The 21,467-nt window shown below is 43.4% G+C and carries 14 protein-coding genes; 2 read left to right on the top strand and 12 right to left on the bottom strand.

Features of this window, described 5'->3' with window-relative positions:
- Nucleotides 1-26: 26 nt before the first annotated feature.
- Genes MKX30_RS21870 through MKX30_RS21880 form a run of 3 tightly spaced genes read right to left on the bottom strand, consistent with a single transcriptional unit; the run spans nt 27 to nt 7,041 of the window.
- Nucleotides 27-2,384 carry a beta-galactosidase gene (locus MKX30_RS21870; RefSeq protein ID WP_341063484.1) on the bottom strand — a complete coding sequence of 786 codons (2,358 nt, stop codon included), beginning with the start codon at nt 2,382-2,384 and terminating at the stop codon, nt 27-29.
- A gap of 21 nt (nt 2,385-2,405) precedes the next feature.
- A complete protein-coding gene (locus MKX30_RS21875) occupies nt 2,406-3,692 on the bottom strand; it encodes a cellulase-like family protein (protein ID WP_028541090.1) in 1,287 nt (428 codons plus the stop codon).
- A complete protein-coding gene (locus tag MKX30_RS21880) occupies nt 3,685-7,041 on the bottom strand; it encodes a DUF5107 domain-containing protein (protein WP_341063485.1) in 3,357 nt (1,118 codons plus the stop codon). Before MKX30_RS21880 ends, MKX30_RS21875 begins: the two co-directional genes overlap by 8 nt.
- A 136-nt stretch (nt 7,042-7,177) precedes the next feature.
- On the opposite strand from MKX30_RS21880, the gene MKX30_RS21885 reads away from it, so the two are divergent.
- Nucleotides 7,178-8,059, top strand: a complete 882-nt coding sequence (locus MKX30_RS21885) for an AraC family transcriptional regulator (RefSeq protein WP_053324575.1) — start codon at nt 7,178-7,180, stop codon at nt 8,057-8,059.
- A gap of 115 nt (nt 8,060-8,174) precedes the next feature.
- Nucleotides 8,175-9,149 (top strand): bile acid:sodium symporter family protein, encoded by a 975-nt coding sequence (locus MKX30_RS21890; protein WP_338533201.1) that lies wholly within the window; start codon nt 8,175-8,177, stop codon nt 9,147-9,149.
- A gap of 266 nt (nt 9,150-9,415) precedes the next feature.
- Here MKX30_RS21890 and MKX30_RS21895 read toward each other — a convergent pair whose 3' ends face one another.
- The 9 genes from MKX30_RS21895 to MKX30_RS21935 form a co-directional block, all read right to left on the bottom strand.
- Nucleotides 9,416-9,841, bottom strand: coding sequence for a MarR family winged helix-turn-helix transcriptional regulator (locus MKX30_RS21895; protein ID WP_338533200.1), 426 nt, complete (start codon nt 9,839-9,841; stop codon nt 9,416-9,418).
- 1,587 nt (nt 9,842-11,428) lie between these two features.
- On the bottom strand, nt 11,429-12,220 hold the full coding sequence (locus MKX30_RS21900) for a hypothetical protein (RefSeq protein WP_053324574.1): 792 nt from the start codon (nt 12,218-12,220) through the stop codon (nt 11,429-11,431).
- A 53-nt stretch (nt 12,221-12,273) separates the two neighbouring features.
- Nucleotides 12,274-15,312: a phage baseplate assembly protein V gene (locus tag MKX30_RS21905; protein ID WP_341063487.1), complete on the bottom strand. Its 3,039-nt coding sequence runs from the start codon at nt 15,310-15,312 to the stop codon at nt 12,274-12,276.
- 11 nt (nt 15,313-15,323) lie between these two features.
- Complete coding sequence (locus MKX30_RS21910) at nt 15,324-15,758, bottom strand: DUF4280 domain-containing protein (RefSeq protein WP_068941311.1); 435 nt, start codon at nt 15,756-15,758, stop codon at nt 15,324-15,326.
- Between the two features lie 27 nt (nt 15,759-15,785).
- Nucleotides 15,786-17,210: a phage baseplate assembly protein V gene (locus tag MKX30_RS21915; protein ID WP_341063489.1), complete on the bottom strand. Its 1,425-nt coding sequence runs from the start codon at nt 17,208-17,210 to the stop codon at nt 15,786-15,788.
- Complete coding sequence (locus MKX30_RS21920; protein WP_069079805.1) at nt 17,197-17,865, bottom strand: hypothetical protein; 669 nt, start codon at nt 17,863-17,865, stop codon at nt 17,197-17,199. Before MKX30_RS21920 ends, MKX30_RS21915 begins: the two co-directional genes overlap by 14 nt.
- A gap of 20 nt (nt 17,866-17,885) precedes the next feature.
- Entirely contained in the window at nt 17,886-18,329 is a 444-nt protein-coding gene (locus MKX30_RS21925; RefSeq protein WP_226887798.1) for a hypothetical protein, read from the bottom strand.
- Nucleotides 18,330-18,449: 120 nt separating this feature from the next.
- Nucleotides 18,450-19,598: a pentapeptide repeat-containing protein gene (locus tag MKX30_RS21930; RefSeq protein ID WP_069079807.1), complete on the bottom strand. Its 1,149-nt coding sequence runs from the start codon at nt 19,596-19,598 to the stop codon at nt 18,450-18,452.
- 462 nt (nt 19,599-20,060) lie between these two features.
- The gene (locus tag MKX30_RS21935; RefSeq protein ID WP_341063493.1) at nt 20,061-21,395 is read right to left on the bottom strand and encodes a DUF418 domain-containing protein; all 1,335 of its coding nucleotides are present in this window, start codon (nt 21,393-21,395) and stop codon (nt 20,061-20,063) included.
- Nucleotides 21,396-21,467: the final 72 nt, after the last annotated feature.

A 21,467-nucleotide genomic window follows, 5' to 3' on the forward strand; every position in this document is an offset into this window, starting at 1 on the left:
AAGGAATCACCATGTAACCTTCTGGGTTATATGGTGATTTTGATTTCATATACAGGCACAAGGCTAACCGAACCGATATCTACAATACTTTCCTTTGTCGTCTCTTTCCAGCCAGCCATGGTCGTATTGCTATTGAGAACCTTACCTTTTCGAATGGAAGAAACATATACGTACAACCCTTGCTCGATGAGCCGATGCTCAAATGCTTTCAAACCTATTTCCCAGGTCGTATGGTTGCAGAAATTATCGTTGATCAGTTCGCCATCAATAAAAGCATAACCGATATCTCCAGTATAATGGATACGCAGCAGAGCTTCCTTGATTCCGTGAAAGGCATCTAATTCGAAATCAAGGGTAAATTTATCGTTATTTATCCTTTTCAAATTGAAATGAATTTCTTTCTTAGGAGCCTTTAAACGATATGTTTTGAATACATTGTTTTCTGTTATTTCAAGCAGTTCTCCACCGGAAATCGATGTGAATGAGGCGTCAAAATCCGGGAATACACTCAGGGTTACCATTTCTTGGTCCGTTGATTCCAGCCTTAGATTGCCCTCAGATACAAGTAGATTGGCATTTGTCAAAATGACTCTGTCCCGGCCTTGCATGTTTACCTTCCAAAATGTAAGACTTTGCTCATCAGTCATCGTGTAGATGGCAACTTTTTGACCACTTTCAGATACCAGATGGATGAGACTATCCTCCTCTTCAGCAACCTTAATGATCGTGTTCCCATCTAATTGCTCTATCGAACCTTTGTCGATTGTGGCACTGATTATATCTTTTGACTCCATTACATACGTTCCTTTCATACCCTCTGGTACAAAGAAAAAATAATATGCTTCTCCATCCTCTTCTATCCTTGTTATCAGCTGTGCCGTAGCATATTTGAGCTTCATTCCATCTAAATTGAAGTTAAATGGCAATATGGCAAAACTATCACGTCCTAACGTCAGTTCACCTTGGCTAGGGATTACAATTGTTTCCTCGGGTAGCTCAATACTCACATTAAAATCGCACAGGTCGTAATTTTCGACATGGTCTTGAAAATTATTTAGAAACAGGTAACCCGATCCGGCACTGGATCGCACTGCATATCGTAACGTATCCACATCATAAGGGTCCATCTGGGACGTATCCCCTGGCAGAATTGTCTTTGTTAGTGAGAATTGCTTTTGGAACGTTGAAAAAAAGTAATGCTGCAGCTTTGTTCTTTGGTATGATTCCCTTACTTGGCCGAATTCGCCGATCATAGCGTTGAAATCATAGGATATTTTAGGAGTGGCTAGATCATTTGTGAACGGGTTAACCTTACCTCGAGGATTGGAACCCCCATGATACATGTAGTATCCGATCAGGTTACAGCCTTCTGCAACCTTCATGACAGTCATCGCTGGAACACTACGGTAGGGAAATGCGAACCGGTATTTATAAAACTGAACCATGCCGCCACCCATTTCACAGCAAGCGTACGGATAGTCTTCAGGCGCGTATTGAGGCTCAAAATTGTAGCTCTTTGGAATCTTGTTATTATGCTTGTCTCGGAAAATGTATTCCGGTGTCGCAGGATGCTCGTTCATCCCCTCCATCCGTCCCTCTTCGTAGTAGATCCATGGCCAATAGGCATACCCGCCCCATAATGGCAGCATATCAGGTACAGGAGTTGTCGCTCCTCCCCATCCTGTGCACGTATAGATCGGAGTATCAATCCCTGCTTCCAGAGCTATTTCTTTAAGTTTTAACATATGCGAGTTGCCGTCACTTCCACTGTTTAACCACATATCATTAATTCCTACAGTCAAGGCCCACTGGGCAGATGAATGATTATGTTCATTTTCGATTTGGGTGCCGATAATTGGCCCCCCCTCCTTATATAACAACCCTTTAACCTGGGTACCGATTTCGTTATACATTCTTCTTGTATAGAACAGATACCCCTCATCATTAGAACGAACCTCAAATGGTCGACCGAATAACCAATCCGGCATACCGCCGTTTCGAATTTCCCCATGATCAAAGGGTCCGATCCGAATCATGGAGTATACCTGATGCTTGCCGCACAACTCGATGAAACGACGAAGATTTTTGTTCCCACTCCAATCAAAAATACCTTCAACTTCTTCATGTAGGTTCCAAAAAATATAAGTGGCAATGATGTTTACGCCGCCCATTTTTATTTTAATAATTTCGTCTTCCCAATAGCGTTCATCATAACGGGCATAATGGAATTCACCACAAATACCGAAAAAGGGCTCTCCATCCTTCTCCATAAAATAGTTGGTGAATCCGATTTTCTCTCCTTTGGGATTGGTGCCGCCAAGTTTGATATGTCCTTTAACAATATGCTTTTGATCGTCTTTGACTGTAACCCGATAGTTTCTCATGGAGTTCACTCCCCTCACTCGTTAATCTGAATTCAAGATAAATTGATTCCATTTGCGCTGCCAAGCGATATCATTCCAGAATGGATGATGGGGAGCACAGTTAGAGCAGAGGGTCATTCCCCAGAACCCAAGTGCCATTCCTTTTCGCAACACATATTCAGCGATAAATTTGCCGACTGGGCCTTCTTCAAATTGGGCATACAGCGGCGTGTAGCCTACATAACCTTCTCCTATGACTATTGGAATACCGGAATGACGAGTCCATTCATGAATTTCTTCTAAACGGGTGTCGGCCTTCTGCAACATGGCAATTTTATGGTCTCCATACCGATCGTACAAAAATAAATCCCATTGGTCGGGATCTACCCAGTCGTGTAAATAAATAAGCCTCATGCCGACTGGATTGCCTTCCATCCGCCAATTCTGCTCCGGAGGCAGGGTCCACTTTGCAAATGGAGGAGCATCTTCTCTTAATAGGGATTGTACGAATGGATTGGGGAACGGCGCCAACTCATCATAAAGCCCTGCCGCTTCCATAAGCTCATTGAGCACCCCTTTAATATAAAGATGAAAATGGGCAACCTGCATATTGCGCGCGACGTAAGCTTTAGGGTAGGCTTCATTTAACGTATAGCTTGCCGTCATCATAATATCGGGATGACATTGGCGAAGATATTCAATCGCTTCTTCTACATAGGGCTGCATGGCTTCAATAAGCGCTGGTACATTCGTTTCGGCTATGCCTTCAGACGTCCCAACAGCGTTTAACTGCCCAAATTCCACTTCGTTATGCAACTCTGTATAGATGATCTGGTTCCTATAGCCTTCTGCTGTGACGAAACGGATCAACTGATCCATTGATTTTGCAATGGCCATGAATCTCTCCTTAGGAGGTATTGCAGCTAATTCATCTCTAAGCTCAGCATGAGCCAGAAAGCTGGGACTCTGCTGATATTCCCAAGAGGATAACATAATGTAACAGTTATGAGCCTTTGCTTGTTTAAACAGTTCAAGTAAATGAGCATGCCCGTCCAGCACTGCGCCGCCACGACAGTTATACCAACGCGTACGCTGACCTACTTCCCCAAGGTTAGCAAACTCCAAGGGTCCAGGACGTTTGCCATCCGCTGTAAACAACATGAATGGCATAGCACATATTCGGATCGTATTGTACCCTCTTTCGACCGCTTCTTTAAAACGGGCTTCAAGATCGCTGTAGGGCTCACCTTCTTGCGTCATTGTATACCAAGAAAAGTCCCACATGGTGATCGTCAATTTGCGCGGTACATTTCTCATGAGATTACTCATTTGATTTCCCCTCCCAGCTCCAGTCCATATGGTTCAATGCTCCTTGATGGTTAGCTTCCAGCTTAAGCACCGATTCAAAATGCAAGATAGCTTCGTCCTGTCGTCCTAATCCAAGCAAACCAAGTGCTTTCATATAAGTACAATGAACCTGATTACGATTATTCAGGTCATCTTCAAAGATGAGAAAGTCGGGTAACGAAACCGCAAAATAATCCATTTTCACGGGTTCGAACAAGTGCCTTTCGGCGTAATCAATGAGCTTGTTGAATCGACGATTGCCTTCCTTCGCATAACCAAGTTTCTGCCAGGCCAATCCTTGGTAAAATATCATATCCGGCTGTTGATCGTTATAATACATGGCGTTAATGGGTTCCCCCTGTCCTTGAGAGGCCGTGGAAAAAGCCTGCCTTGCCTCATCTGTTAATTTCAATAGCTCATACGCACAGCCCAAATAATAGTAGATATCGTTATCTTGGGAACCCTCTAGCTTACCTTCGCCAAGATTCTCTGGATACACTAAAGCCTCCCGCAGCCCTTTTACAGCCTGCTCAATCTGCCCATACCTCAGGTCGGACTTCGCAAGCTCTACCTTGGCAAGCCTATACTGTCCAGTTACCTTCCCCTCTCCACCCTCCCATGGATGAAATATTCTCCCTGTCAGCAAGGACAACGCTATTTTATGCTGCTTCATCGTATTGTGAACGGTTACATATTCCAAAAACAGATCATCGCGAAGCTTTATGATTCCCAGATAACTCTCCATTAGGTTCAATCTGTCGTTGGGCTTGATGTTCTGCTTCTTATACAGCTGGTCAAGCTCATAAAGAACACGTGCGTCTGAAGTATTGCACGCAAAGGCCTGCTCTAACGAATGGCGAGCCTTCTTTACTTGGCCTTGTTTGTTAAAATATCCAAGAGCAAGATTACGGTGAACAACGGGGTAAGTATCGTCAATGGAACGAGACGTTTCCCAGCTGGAAATGGCATCCCAATGCCGTTTCTTGTCATAGAGTAAATTACCTAAGTAATAATGCGCCTTTCCATCCCCCGGTCTCGTTCGAATTGCAAATTGTAACACATCCAACTCCAACAGACTGTTAGGAAAGCAGTAGTCGGGAACTGCAACTGCGGCCTGCGCGAGAGCATTATTCGCCTGCTCATGCTTGCCGATTTTAGCATAGCAGAAGGCCTGAACGTAATGCAGCATAGGGTATGTTTTCGCCTGCTCTGGAGCTTTTTCCAACACACATACTGCATCCTCATAGAGTCCCGCCGCTGCATAGTCCGATGCTACTGCTATATAATTATGCACATCTCCACGCATCCATTTTTCCAGCTCTTCGAAGACCGTTTTAGCATCATCTCGTAACCCGAGAGCCTCTAATGATAATGCTTGCTCACGGTAAGCTCCAAAATCGGCGATATCGAGCTTAATTGTTTCCTTGGAATAGGCTATTGCCGCTTCGTAGCTGCCAAGCTTACGAAGAATAGCCGACTTCAGGTTGCGTGCTTTGTAGTTGCGAGCATTTCGGATTATCGAACGCTCCACCAGCTCCAACGCTTCTTCATAGTTCCCTTTTTCTGTCGCAATCTGTGCCAGTGAGAAATACCCGCTGTCTTGCCATGCTGCACTCCATACTGATTTATAAAATGCAGCGAACGCCTCATCCATCCGCTCTTGGTATTTTAGCGACAAGCCAAGCTGGTAGTAGGCCTCACCGTCATAGGGATTAGAGTTACGCCAGGTTACCCGCGAGATAGCTTTACGAAAGCACTCTTCACTTTCTGAATACAACCCTCTACGAAGAAGCAACGTACCATATGCCACATTTATGCGGCTGTCATTTTTATCTCTTTTCAGGCCCTCAAGATAATACGCCTCGGGTTCAAAGGTAGCATGACGGTATTGCTCCAAGTGTTGTCCTGCTAAATATAATTCTTCGTTCGTTCTTAATTCCTCCGGTTCTGGCAGGGGGGCGGCAGCAGCCGGCATCTGTTCAACTTCCTTTTTCTTCGGCTGATAGCTAATCAACTCCCTTCCGGTCGCGTCTTTGACGGTTAAGCATAGTTCATAATCCTCATCCTCAGCCAAAATAACTGTCTTCTGCATAAAGGCCTTATTAGGTGTCAGATCTAAGGTTTCTTGGATATAAACTTTCCGCTGACTACTTAATTCCACAACAGCGTCACGAAATGACGAAGTTACATAGACTCCAATCTGTGCTGTCCCTTCGCTGCGATTTAATTCCAAATTAACGGCTGCGTCAATTGAAGCGTTTTTGACAATACCAATATGTTTGTAAGGCATAAAATACTGCGAGAACGATTTTTCTTCATACGGCTGAAGCCAAGTGAAATCTGGTTGGTTATCGGTATATACCCCCGTCATCAACTCGATGTAGGGGCCGTCTTCGTCTGTTAGATTCCGGTCCCATGCTTGGCCGAATTCGCCATTTCCCCATGTCCATTGCTTTTTTCCGGGAGAGATATGATGGTTAGCCACATGCAAAAGCCCGGCTTGTTTCATATGGTCGTAACCACCTATGAAATTGTAATCCGATTTATAGGCCATATATGAAGTGGGGACAGGAATATTTTTGTATCGGGAGATATCTACGCCTTCAGAATAATCCATTTTATAATAAGTGCCTGTAGCGATCGGGAAACGGGATACATCTCGCTTTCCATGGTCGAACACGGCTGATACGTCTGGAGGAAAAACAGATTGTGTGTGCTCATGTACCGCTACGGCTGGATTGGCCCACCATAGAAACGTTTGAGGCTCGGCAGTCCGGTTGTATAGCTGGGCCCCAACTTTAAGGTATGCTTTATCCGGTTGGAGTGTAAATCCAGCTGTTACTTTCGTGCCGAACATACGATCAATTTCGCTCACCCATACCGTTGCGCTTCCGTCCTCATGTTCTTCCAACTTGTATTCAACGGGTCCATAAGTGTTGGGACGGTGATGCTGCGGCCAGTTGAACTCAATCCCTCCAGATATCCACGGCCCCAATAAGCCCACAAGCGCTGGTTTGATGACCCTGTTATAATATACAAAATCGTAACCGTTGGTCTTGTCGACCGCACGATAAATGCGGCCTCCCAGCTCTGGCATGATCTCAATGCGCAAGTATTTATTTTCCAGAAAAACAATTTGGTAATTTTCAAGTTTCTTCTCATCCTCAATTTTATCAATTACCGGATGCGGGTACACTCGACCGGAACTTCCCTGGTAGACACGTTTCTCCAGAAACATTGGATTTTTGTCGGGTTTGCCAATTCCATACGTGGGGATCTGCACGGTTTCCTCCCACACGCGTGCCTTAGCGTCGAAGATGCTCAATTCCATCACTCCCTCATAGTCGCTCTTATATTCAGAGCTTACAAGTAAGTGACAGTACAGACAATTGACAATCCACTGTTTATGATGGACTATATACGTATTTCATCATTAGAGCCGCCTAAGGCTAGGAGATGGATAGATTATGAATAAGAAAGCTGATGGATTTGAGGGTGAAAAGTTATATGTCCTTCCACCCTATATGCTGGATAAATTAAATATGAATCCGCTTACAAAAAATCTATATATTACGGATATAGGCTGCTTCAGCCATGCCCGCCATCATTTTCGTGAAAGAATGCACGGATGTGACTCTCATATATTCATCTACTGTGCCAGCGGAAAAGGTTGGATACGAACAAAGGATGGCCTAACGATTGACATGACGGAGCGAAGCTTTGCGTACATTCCCAGGGACATGCCACATGCTTATGGGGCTGACGATGGAGATCCTTGGACGATTTACTGGTTTCATCTTAAAGGGGACCAAGCTGATGATTTTATGGCATTATTCGAGCCTTTTAAAACGTATATTTCGATGGCCGCCAGTGATGAAGTCAAACTACTGGAGCTATTTCATCAGTGTTACGACCTTTTACTGAACAAATCATACTCCATCATACATTTAGTTCAAGTATCGCAAACTGTCCGTTATCTGCTGAGTTTTGTTGTTTCCGTTGCATTTCGCAAGGAAGACAGTACGTACCAGAGTCATGTGGATAAGGCAACACGCTATATGAGTGAACAATTGGAATCCACCCTTTCGCTTGAGGAGCTTAGTCGGCATGTTCAGGTATCCAAGCAGCATCTGAACTTGATATTCAAACAATCCACCGGCTACTCTCCTGTCGATTACTATTTAAGAATGAAGATACAGAGGGCCAGTCAGCTTTTGGATTTGACGAATGCTTCTATTAAAGAAATCAGCATACAACTCGGTTTTAGGGACCCTTACTACTTCTCCAGGCTATTCAAAAAAATAATGGGCTGCTCTCCTTTGGAGTATCGAAATAATTTGAAGGGTTGATCTATGTTCATCAGGAGCGTTCAAATTTGCTTCTATCGGGCTACCGCAAGGTCACAGATCATTTACGAATCAGGGGTGCAAGGTCTATACTTAAGGTTAAAAAAGGAAGTTTTGTATGCTCCTCACGTTGAATCGAAGACTAAATGCAGCTATGCCGCTAATTACACCAATCAGCATTCTAATTGGCGTCCTGATCGGTACGCCGTTGTCACAATATACCGAACTCTCTCCCTGGCTGTTTGCATTCATGACCTTCGCGGGCAGCATCAGTATGGGGTTTAAGGATTTTGTCCATGTGATAAAGCATCCTGGTCCGCTGATCGCCTGTCTGTTTATTCTTCACCTGGCCATGCCGCTTCTCGCCATGATGCTGGGCCATTTGGCCTTCAGTAATGATCCTTATACGATCACTGGACTTATTCTTGGTGCAGCTATCCCTACAGGTATTTCCAGCTTCGTGTGGGTCAACATCTATAAAGGCAACACGGCGCTGACATTGGCGATCATTCTAATTGATACGATTTTGGCCCCATTCGCCGTGCCGGGCATCATGTCCCTGCTGATCGGAGCGGATGTGCATCTCGATACCTGGGCGATGATGCAGAGTCTGTTCTGGATGATTGTCGTTCCTTCGCTAATCGGCATGGTATTGAACGAATGGACTAAAGGGAAGATCAAGCAGGTATGGGGACCTCGGCTAGGCCCGTTCTCCAAGCTGGCTATGGCTCTTGTCGTCATGATTAACGGATCTGTCATCGCGCCTTATCTGGTCGATTTTAATCTCAAGCTTGTTGGAGTATGCCTATCCATAGTCGTCCTTGCTTCCACTGGATATGCGATCGGTTATCTGATATCAGGGCTGATGCGGTGGAATAATGCAGACCGTACGGCGCTTGTCTTTAACGGCGGCATGCGTAATATTAGCGCGGGAGCTGTGCTGGCCATCACCTATTTCCCGGCCCCGGTAGCACTGCCTGTTGTACTCGGGATGATTTTCCAGCAATCCACGGCATCTCTGGTCGGATTTCTGCTAAGTCGTCGCGACCACGGCAACGCCAAGGAAAAGCGCAATACGGCCTCTGTTTCTTAAGCAAAGGGGATTAGCGGTGGTTCCAGATGATGAAACTCCTCCTTATGCGGAGGAGTTTCGAAAGGGCGTTTCTATGCGCACATGGTTGGGAGCTTAATTAAAACATGCATGCACAATCATGTAAATGTTCACTTTCCAATCATAACATTTCTATTGAATCGTCTAGGGTAATAAACTAAGCCCCTGTAAAGAGCCTTTCGTGGCACAACGTTCAAGCCACATATTACCCTAAGGAAACTAAGAACGATATACACAGGTTGCAAAGTCTAAAATAGCTTTTGCGTAAGAGTTTGAAATTGTGACTTCACTCCATCTTTCTGAAGTTCTGATTGTAACACCTGATTAAAGGTTTGAAGTGCACGCTGGAATTTATTTTCACCTAATTCCGTAATCCGAGTATACACACCTCGTCGATCATCCTCGCATGTATATCTTTGTAAAGCCCCGCAGTTTTTGGCTTCCATTCTCACTACGAGTCTCGATGTCGCACTTTGACTTAATCCCACCAATTCTTGAAGTTGCTGCAGTCGTAATTTTTTTTCCTCGGAATTGGATATAAAACCCAAAACATAAAACTCCTTCAAGGATAAATCATAATTTTGTAGTAGAGCTTGTTCTAACTTATCATTTAAAGTGGAATGGATGTGAGACAAAGACAACCATACATCCAAGAGTTCGTTTTCATGTTGCAAGTTTAGACCACACCATTCTATGTTAAAGTATCTCCACTAAGTTTATCCTATTGTATCAAGCTTAAATGGAATGGTCAAAACTCCTACAATATTTTAAATATTACAACCCGTCATCACCGAACCAGTATGCAAATGCAGCATAATGATTCTCGTTTCAGAGCGTCCACTTATTGACAGTAATCCACCTTAACTATCGTCCACGGATATTACATGGTTTATATGTGTTATTGGTCGTATGGTTGGGTTCACTCGAAATTGGTATGTACTACAAAACCAACATCTTCTAAATAAGGTGGGCTAACTCCGCTTAACCACAGGAACATATTATCAAGTGGTTAGGTGAAATCATTTTACATAATTTTCTACATTGGCAAAGTAAAGATTACTTCAAGTGGATCTTTACCTTCGAAAAAATATTCATACAATTTTCTGACTTCCATCGAGTCTAATTCTTCTCCTTGTATGTTGATTAACCTATCCAACTTTTCTAAAATACTTACTTCCTTTGATGACAACACCTTTGACTTAATAAGCGTGTCTTTCATATTAGGAAGTAACCCTCTTGGCCAGCAATCTTCATACACACCTCTGTATGAATCATATAAGAAAGTGATCTGACTTATTCCCGCATATTTCCGAACGTGTGGATGCACTAATAATAAAAATTGAGCGACGATTCCAGAACGCTAGCTTATATAATAGGCCTCTTGTACTTCCTTCATTAAGTAAGATTTGGCTTCTACAGAATTAGCAAAATAATTGATGTACATTCTTGAGAGAACACTTATTAAGTGTTCTTTCTCTAAGTTCTCCTCCAACTTCTTAATTATTTCTTTTTCACTAATCCCCGCTTGTATAAACCCTATTAAACAAGCTGACATCCCTTTCACATTAACAGCTTTTTCAGCTATACATAACATATATTTATCAAAAGTTTCCTTGAGGTAGTTTTCACTAAATGAGTTTGCCTTCTGAAGTGGAGGAAAGTAAAGGGGATTTCCAAAAATAAATTTATTTAATCGTATATAACTATCATAAAATGAAGATATTAATAGCAGCTCGCCTCATTCCACATTTCCCTTAATTCTCAAGTAAAGTTTGATTCTAAAGAACCGTTTTATTTGCGGAATAAAGCACTAGTAATGATACCATACGCTTTTTGTTGCTATAAGTTGTTTTTTTCAAAAGGAGAAAAAAACAAAAAAAGTTTAAAAAGAGGTTGGCTTAATTCTACTGCCCACTTTTTAACCTAAAAAAGCGACGATATCGACGAAAGCGTCATTCTACGCCAAAGTCAATACCGTCGCTCTTTTCTAAAGAGATCTAGTAAATAACATGTCAACCTTAACCTTTACAAAAAAATCTTCCTTACTGCCATAATTCAAAAACCGTTGAATGAGCATCTACTCCCCTTCCCTGTGGCCAGGTATCCCATGTATCTTTTAGTAACACTATAAAGCTGTGACCTGTCATCAAAAGTGTGCCTTTCTATCTTGCAGACTAGTGTGATTTTTAGAAAACGGCTCATAAGTCATTCAAAAAATTCGCTGCACTTGATTTGCCAATCTGCCTCCCCTAAAATTGAAACTACTCTGGCAAAGTATAAATAACATCAAACGGATTCTTATCTTCAAAAAATTCTGCATAAAGTTTTTTAGTTTCTCTTAAATTTAAATTCACATTACTTCGTAATAAGCCACCTAATTTCACCAATACATCTGCTTCCTTTGGAGTTACTATTTTCTTTGCTACTATTTTTTCTGTGTTTTTTGGAGTTACCCACGCCCAATCGTTCACAGCAGATTCAGTAAATGGATATCCAAAAGATAACGAACTGATATGAGCATATTCTGAACACAACGGATGCACAATTAACAAGAAAGCTCCAATTACCGCTGAACGATATCTTATTCTTTGTGCTATTTGAACCCGTCGAGCGAATGACTCTAGATGGCTAGGTACATCCCCCCATTTAGAGCGGCCCATTGAAACTAATATTTCGATGGCGAACTCATGATCTAAGTTCTCAGCTAGCTGCAAAAATATTTCATTGTTAGTAGAGCCCGCAGCGGTAAATGCACCTAAACATCTTGCTGCTTCCTCAACGTTAGTCGCGCCTCGTGATAAAAGTCCTACATATTCATCTAAGAATTCATTTCCAGTGACATAATCAGGAGACTCAACAATGGTCTCAATTAAAAGTGCCTTTGTGCTTTCCACCTTAACTAAAGAAATCATATTAACAAGCTGAATATAGTAGTCACCTTCTAATTCTTCTAAATTACATTGATTCTTTAGCAACTTCAAAGCAGCTACTAAAATACCATCATCTCCATCTACTGAAGCGTTGGTTATCAACTCCATAATTTTTTTTACCATATATCCTTCCCTCTCTCTTTCCCTGATTTCATCAAAGGGTATTTCACTTCAATTTATAAATGATTCTGAATAATTTTCCACTCTATAACACCATTTACTTCCTTATAAAGAAGCCTCATTTTATTCGATGACCCTGTGTTTTCTTCGACGAGATCAAGGCTATTCCATCCATCGTCACGGGGATGATCTCTAAAATCAGATAATCTTTGCGCTGCAGCTGAATCTCCATTTTTGCGGGCTACAAGATCATTTAAGTGCTGATTAGCTATTCTCTTTTCATCCCTGGTAAGATGCCTACGTACTGGATTCTGTGTTTTTTTAGCTATCCTTATATCTAATGAAATCAAATCATTAAGTGCATCTCTGGGCTTCATATTAGCATGTTTAATTCCTAATAATTTCTCTGGTGGTATAGATTCTGTTTTAGTATTTCCCGTCCCCTCAGAAGAATGATCATCCTTCTTATGCGATCCCCCTGGTGAAGCACCGTCATCTTTAGAATGCTTCTTTCCTTTCATTCCAACAATAAACGCAAATGCTGCATCTACTAACAAATGGGCATTTTCTTGTTTGGATCTGTTTATCGTTTTTTCATAAGCAGCATCTGGATCCGTTATGACATTAACGATGTTATCTGCTACGTCTTGCTTTGCTTGGAAGTTATCGGCCACCATTTGACGGATATCTAGATTAGGAAAATTACGTATTCGTTCCCATGTCGCTTCTACACTCTCATAAGCAGAGTTTTTGATTTCATTCAGCACAATCCGCTCAGTCTCATTCAGGTCTTTCATAAAAGGACTTTCCCTATACGGCCCATACTCTTTTCTATATTCGTCAATTGAATTCAGAAAATCAATTAGATATTTCTTCTGTTCCGTCGTGTATCCTTTCATATCATCCCGATACTTGGAACTCATCAAAGCTCTGTCACTATATCGAAAATGGTTGTCCGTCTGCCGCTGATGTTCCATTAATGCGACTATATCTGTGGAGAGATCCTGATTATTATAATAGGCATTCAGCGCATCCTCAAACTGTTGATCCACATTTCTTTGATACCATCGTTCCCGTATATCAGGGGGAATATCACTATAGGCTTGGACGGAGGCTTGACTGACTCCCTTTACATAGTTGATGAAGTCATGTATGGATTGTACTTCTCCATACCCTCTGGCACTCGTCCATACCTTGCCGAGAAAATCCATCGTCGCATGCCGTTCACGGGCCCTCTGTTCCTCCGCGTGTGCATGTAAGGTTTGAGCAGCAACCTTGGCCGTCTTCCCCAACACCACTCCCCAACCATGGGAAGGGACGCTGGCAATCATGGACAATCCTGCTGCCGCATATTTAACTATGGATGACGGTCCAGAGGAAGCCACTTCGGAACGAATCGAAGCTATTTTTTGACTTGCTGCTTTCGGTATGGCACCCAATACAGGAATAGACGCAGCCACATCACATACTTTCTGGGCTAATCCCAATACGCCATCGAGTAGACTAGCCTTCGGTGAATTTGGAGTGTTTACGGCTGACTTAACGGCTCCCCCATCTTTCGATGTAACGCTTGAATTGGAGCTTCCCCCTGTACTGCTGTTTGCTGCACTTTTTGCCGCCTGCGCCTCCGCATAAGCTTTCATAGACATTAGTGGTGGTTCCCAAATCGGTGCTAAATCAGCAACAAAAACCGATCCTTTAACCGTGCCTTCAAGCTGTACTTTAGCGGACCGTATATCTGTTTCCCCATCCAACACCAAGCTACTGCTGCCCGCTTTGAAATAAATAGCCTCGGCAGCTTGAATATTCAGCTCCCCGTCTGCATGCAAGGAGAGCGTCTTACCTGCCGACAATGACAATTCATGTTCACTGACGACCTGAATACCCGAACCATTCATTGAAATGTGAACCTGTTCCGATTTAGCCGTCACCTTCAATTCACTGGCACTCAGCTTGATGTCCTTGCCATGAGGAGTCCCCCAATACTTGGTGGCTGGATCAGTGAGCTTGGGGGACGAGCTTCGCCCTTGTCGTATGGAACTTGCCGCATATCCATCCGCCTCCTGCTCTGTAGGGAAGCGGACAGATACTGTATCTCCTCGTTCCGGCATGACGTACCAACCGCTATGTCCTTCGGCGGTATAACTACTGGCATACGGAAACCACCACGCCTTATCCCGATCTTGTTTTTCATCCACTGTAAGATGAACACGGATTCGGCCTGATTTGGCTTCTATTACACGTCCTTCGAATGAAGCTCCTGTGAGGTGAAGGCACAAAATCTCTGTTTGCTGAATTCCCTGTTCGTGAACCAGTTCATATTCGTGTAATAGCAACCCTTTCCGCAATTCAGAAGTGACTTCTGCCACCATCCATTGCTCACCATTCCAATTCGTGAGGTCTCCGGGCCTGGCAAACGTTTCACTCTCCATCATGTAGCTGAATTCCGCTGTCCTTTTCGGATCAAAACTACGTCGAGTACGGTAAACCGGATGCTTCATCTCAACGTACTGCCCCTCAGGCATACCAAACCAGAATTTAGGTCCATTCAATGAGATCTCTGGGATCAACACCGTTCCAAACCGGGAAGCCATCCGTTTGAGAAAGGCCCAATCCGTCTCTCGATATTGTAAAGTAAATTCATGCAAGATAGTACTATCTGTTATGTTATCAATAACATCGGCCTGATTGTACTTCTGAATGATTTGCTTGATTAAATTTCCGTAGGGCATTAAGGTATCCTGATAAGAACGCGTTACAGGTGTAATATCCAACTGAATCGTATGAGAAACGGCTTCAAGCTCCACATAATAGATGCCACGCACCATCCGTGTTTCTGCATGGACCAGTAAACCATGGAACAAAATGCGTTCAGGCTGACCATTCTCTGTTTTGGTACGGATAATGACCGGTTCGTTATCCTGATCCTGTTCTATGTAATGATCTCTCTGCTCTTCATCTAACCATCCACTGATCTTTAACCGGGCATGGTCATTTAATTTTCGTTCAATACGCAGTTCGCTTATCGTTTGAAGAGGATATGGGCCTGTACATTCCAACTCCGTATACGTTAACATCGTTTGTGTGTGATTCAACTTGTACCTCCTTACTCCAGCGTCTGGCCATCGTCTGTAATCCGAATCATTCCCCCGTATAGGCACGCATTCGAGCATTGATCCAGCAAGGCTGGTTCTCCCTCCACAAGCACATCACTTTTGCCGCCGATCCAGGGTCCGGTGATGACCGGAACACAGTTCGCTTTTTTCACCCCGTAGATATCCACCATGTCACTGCTTTTGACCGCTGGATTAGCTGGACAGGAGCAACGACCGAAATTGCTGATATTGGTTCCTGGCAAGTAATCTGTAACGTTCATTTGCGCTTTATCTTTTACATATACTCCGTGACTGAACGGACGTTTGAGACGTGTCGGTTGCGTACCAAAGCTGCAGCTTAAGATCGCCCCAGCAACAACATATCCTTGTTTACTTCCCCGTCCAGCTTGAATAGGTTCCTTATCGGAATGAGACTTATTTGCCATTCTTCTATTCCCCCTTTCATTCCTTTCTTAGTTCGTCTTCACTTCACTGCCCAGAACATTCGTCATTCCGCCCAGCGATACGGTGCTGCCTTTGCTAGTCATTTGAATTTCATTCCCTGCCGTGATTTTCACTTTACTACCAGAATGAATGGAAATATTTCCCCCTGCCGAGAAATGAATCTGTTTGTCGCTTACAATATGAATACCCTCTTTCTCATTTAACTGTATATACACAGTTCCCTCCTTACTGGTGATTACAATTTCATCGGGAGTTAATTTGATTTCCTTACCGTGGGCCGTACGAAATAATTTGATGTCGGGATTAGCAAGAGCATGCTGCTCTACACTCTGATTCTTTTGGCGCAAAGATGTACTTGCCATGCCTTCTTCTTCCCGATGGGCGGGGAAATAGAGTAGCACGGTATCTCCCAACTCAGGCATCACGTACCATCCGCTATGTCCTTCCGCAGTATAAGGAGAAACATACGTGAACCAGTGGGCCTTCGTAGGGTCTTGAACGGCATCTATATTCAAATGTAATTTGATACGATCTCGCTCTACCTGAATGACTTTACCTGGTAAAGACAGACCGATAAGCTGTTCGTTAAAGACTTCCTTGTGCCTCAACCCCTTGTGAGAAGTTAAGGTATACACGTGCTGCAGTACACCCTTTTGCATGTGAGTATCTACCTTGTACACGTACAAGCTTTTACCTTTAAAGGTAACGGTGCTGCCTAACTCCAAAACTTGCTCCGCCTCAACCAGATAATCAATAAAATCATGCTCGTTTACATGTGCTGTATCATTGCCGTTAAAATAACGATAATCCGCAACTCGTTTACTGACGGTATAATGATAATTCGTTAAATCAAGTCCTGACGGGGTCTCCTCAACACCAAAATAACACTTCGGCACATCAAACACAGAGGCAGGCGTGAGTGAAGTATGATAACGCGAAGCGATCCGCTTTAGGAACTCCCAATCTGTTTCACGATATTGGACCGCTATGCGACCTAAAGCTGCTCCCCCTGTAGCCGAATCAATAATGTCAAAACCGGGATAATTCCCACCTACAGCCCGCAGCAATTCCTCTACCTTCATATTTTTATCTTGAAAGGACCTGTCTTTTTTGCGAATATCCAGTTTATACGTGTGTGATATAGCCTCGACCTCCAGGTAATACACATCTCGGACAGCTCTGACTTCCATATGAAGTACCGTTCCGTTAAATAGCGGTGTTGGTGTTCCTGCCTCATCCAATTGTGATACACAAACCGGAGAATCGGCTTCGATCAATTGAACATAACTGTCCTGTAATTCTTCAGGTAAAATAGCTGTAAAAGAGAGCCGGGTATGCTCATTCAACCGCTTGGTCATACGCAATTCCTGAATACTCACCAATTCAAATGGTGTAATTTGCAGCCGATCATATGTAATGTTAGTTAATGTCATAAGAGTTACTTTCCTTTCGCTCGGGTTCGATTTTCAATGTTAGCAGCATACTGCGGGCAACGGGCTTCCAGCTCACTATTTCTTCTTCCGTACAGTTAAACGCACACATTAGCGCCCGTCCTTCCAATACTGTAAAAAAAGATAAATTATACATACGAGCATTCCATACTGGCGTCATGAATTCGCAGTATCCTATTCGATTCTCTCCTACCTCCAACACTTCATGGCCAAACCATTCGGTCAACTTCTGGGTTTGTTTTACCACCTGAGCCATCTCATCCGTAAAGTCCTCCAACTCTTCTATTTGCAACGGGCTTTCGGTATGCTTGAAGGTTAAGTTAATCGTGCCTGCCTCATTAGTGAAAATAAAATCTGGGCGATGGTGAGAAGGATATTTTAATAGCTGCTCATCAATTGGCATATCCCGAAAGCTCTTTGGCATTGTTATACTGATGCGTTCATCCACTAAATACCGCTGAGCAAAAACCAAACTTTCCCCTTCAAGCTGCATGAATGTTTGTAATGTTTGCCCAAACGGCTCCTTATCGTGTGCGTGACTTAAAGCTCCATCCTCAGTTAAGGATGGATTATTTTCGGCATTTTCTGATGTTACCGTATGTAGCAAAGAAACAATTTTCTTATCCAGATGTTCCACAAATATCTCCTCCCATTTCGTTACTGCATATCGACTTCCTGAAAGGAGATACCACTCGTTCCCCTCCGCAACAGACTTTCTGCTAATGCCAAATTTACTAATGTACAGGTTTCACGCAAACCTTGAACTTGCAATAAGGGCCTTCCCTCGGTGCGCTCTCGATCTACTACCAACTTCATCAATGTTCCTCCGGGATGAAATGTACTTAGCTCACCTACACAATTCACTAAAGGGGGCTGAATCATCCAGTACAACTTTTGCTGAGAACGTTCCATATCCCGAAACAAAGCCATACGACTGAAGAGGCTCGGCGTATAGACCTGTAACAACTCATGTACAGAATCAGATACCATCATCCTCGAACCCATCAGAATATCAGGGTAAACCGTGTAATCGTGACCCTTGATCTTAAACTGTGCAGCATAAGAAAAGGGCCATTCCGTCCAATTATTAATATTTACCATCTCTGCATTGGCCTCTTCGTCCCATATGGGAACAGCAGAATACAACATCCGATCATCATGTTGACAAAGAAAATACTCCACTATGCCACGTCCCTTCCATTGCGCCTGTCCTACATGGTTTCATCCAAATGAAGTTAGATCCCGGGCAACTGGATGCATCCCTAAACTAAATCGGGTTCCATCCAGCACCGCCCCTTTGAAACAGGCCCCCTCTATAGCTGCACCAATGAAGTCGGCCCCCTGCAATATAGCCCCGGTGAAATCAGCATTCTGTAAGTAAGCGCCCTGAAATGTGGCTCCTGTAAGATCTGCTCCTGCAAAACTTACGGGTTGAAAACCAGGTCTTTCCCATCGTTCAGACTGGTATATTCCAGGTACAGCTACTGCATCTCGAAAAGACGTTCCTCTTAAGTTGGCCTTTTCAAAACGTGCTTCTTGAATCAAACAATCGCTAAAGTCAGCTTCTATTAAACATGCTTTATTCCAACAGGAGCCAATCAAATTTCCTCCTGTAAAAACACCATTGATAAAAGAACTTTCACTCAAATCGGCATATTGCAGACGTATTCTCTCATAATTTCCTTGAGACCCATCGATCTTGCGGAAAACTTCATGTATGTAGTCGTAGGGCTTTTTTTCCTCTAGCCAGTCTTTAATCACAATGGAATCTTTGACACGCACATCTCGTTTATAAATGACTTCACTTCGATCTAAATATTCTCCGACTCTCAGTTCGAATACATCTTCCAACTCTATTTCATGAGCAAACTGAATATCATCGAACCATTCTTCTGTGATACTAAAACGCGCCAAAGCAATGATATATTGATGAACATGTACTGCCACGTGCAATTTCATCCTCTGAATATCATCTAATCCGATTCTTCCACCATATTTCTTAGCGTGCTTGCTTAATTCAGTCTCCCACTCGTCCAAATAGCAAAAGGCCCATTCTGCATCATAAGTATCCCGGCAAGTATGGCGATCCATAAACCATCTCTTATCCATCGCCTCCACCAAATAGGTCGCCCTTCCGTTTGCTAATTCGGTACGAAGCATGGAATAAGATATATATCCCAAGGCGTGTTTATCACCTTCTTGCTGCATCAACTTGACTTTCTCAAATATCTGCTCCAGTGAATTGCAAAATGTCTTGGCTAAAGCATGCTTACGATTTTGAAAAGAGGCTTCCAATGCGAATAACATTCGATGCTTTAGGGGTTCATAGATCTCATTTTTAAAATGTCGAAAGACCTCTTCACGATTCACGCTCTATCTCCTTTCTAGTCGTCACATTTACATAGGCTGCACGCCTCAATTAGTTGGTTATCTTAAACCGAAGTCTAATTTTAATGATATGTGAAATCATAATTTTCAAGGGTATATTTAACAGTAAATCATCCTTATGTATGTATCGGACAAATTAGTGATTTTGTTTACAGAAAGACCCATAACTGTACTCAATGAAAAAGGGGTGGGTTCACAATTGAACCCACCCCTTCCGAGAAATTAAATATTAATATTTTCTATTATTTTCATGATTAGTTTCTCTTTTTCAATTCTGTTCATTGATTATCTTATAGCTCAGTTTATTTAGGCACCATGATCAGAGCCGATGAATACCGAAAATCGGACTGTATTCTCTTTATCTGGTATCCTGTTTGATCAGTCCGTTTTAATTATAACCCGGCACTTTCTATGACTATAAATATAGAGTATCAAGAAGGCTATCTACTTTACTGTTTGTGAGACTGGTTGGGTAGGACTGAATACTCGGTCAAAACGGCGCATCAGTCCTTCAAGCGGGCCGACAGGAAGCCGCGCAATCAGCCAGCCCAGCAGTAGTGCCGCCACTCCGATAATCAGGTCGCCGAACGGAACGCCTTCGAGACTATGCCCGATTCCTATCAGATCAAGAATCCAGACCACCGCAAACTGAATGGCATACATGGTCAGCGCCACGCGCCCGACTGCCGCAAAAGGCATTAATACAGCGGAAAATTTCTTCGCCACGAAGCATGCTAGTCCCAATACCAGAAACGAGATTCCCAGGCCTATAATCGTCTGGAATGACGAAGCGGTGTGCGGAGCCGACTGCAACAGCATATGCCACATCGGTGGTTCCGTGTTAAGCGGCCAAATTGCGTATTCATCCGGCTGCATAGGAGCAATTCCCTGTGCGCTGATCAGCCATTGTTCAAAACGAAGGCTCCAACCTGGAAGCACAAAAGTGGCCAGCGTTTTGCCTATCACAAGCATAACAATACCGCTGCCTGCGAGTATGAGAGCTGTGCGTATCCTGGTAAGGTCAAAGCGGCCAATGGCCATGCCGGCAACAAATGCAGGAGTCAAGGCGAGAGCAGACATCGGACCTCCCGCGATATCACTAAGAAGATAAGCTTTCGAGAAAATGCTTGATCCAAGAATCATTAGCGGCGGAGCCGTCACGAGCAAAACTACTGCTGTTGTAACAATTGTGCGGGTCGAACGGCGAAATAACATTAGTGCCAACACAAACATAGCTGCATAGGCAGGCAAAATGACACCATATGGAGTGTTCAGCATAATAAGCAAATATCCAATAATATCAACAAATACGGCGCGTGCCAGCATTCGCGCACGGAAAGCGGCCGTATCCGCTCCCCGCTCCATCATGCGCTGTGCCATAATGGAATAAGATATACCCCCGCACAATACGAATAATAGTGTCGTGTTTCCGGAAACAATCGCAGAAACGTTTGGGTTCGATCCGAAGTGCTGCAAGTACATTCCCAGCACCGCCAGTCCTCGTACTGCATCAAGTGCTACAAGACGCCCGGTGCCCCGCCTTCTCCTCGACTCTTCTACAGAGCTTCGAGAAGGAATATCGCTTTGTGTACCGTCGTAGGATGTATTGGATATACCTACCGTATCTACTGCTTTTTCATCCAATTTATTAACAACCGTCTTTTCATCTACTTGATTTTCATTCAACTGGCTGTTTACGGAAGAAGCTCGTTTTTTAATATTTTCCTCTCCCTCATACTCTCTGACGAATCTGCTCATCAGCTTTATACTGCTTAGCAACTTGCATTCCTCCCTGAAATACTGAATTCACATTTTTATCAACCTGGTTATGCAGAGGATTGATGTCACGCT

Origin of the sequence: Paenibacillus sp. FSL P2-0173 (assembly GCF_038008045.1) — a bacterium.
Lineage (GTDB): Bacteria > Bacillota > Bacilli > Paenibacillales > Paenibacillaceae > Paenibacillus > Paenibacillus polymyxa_B.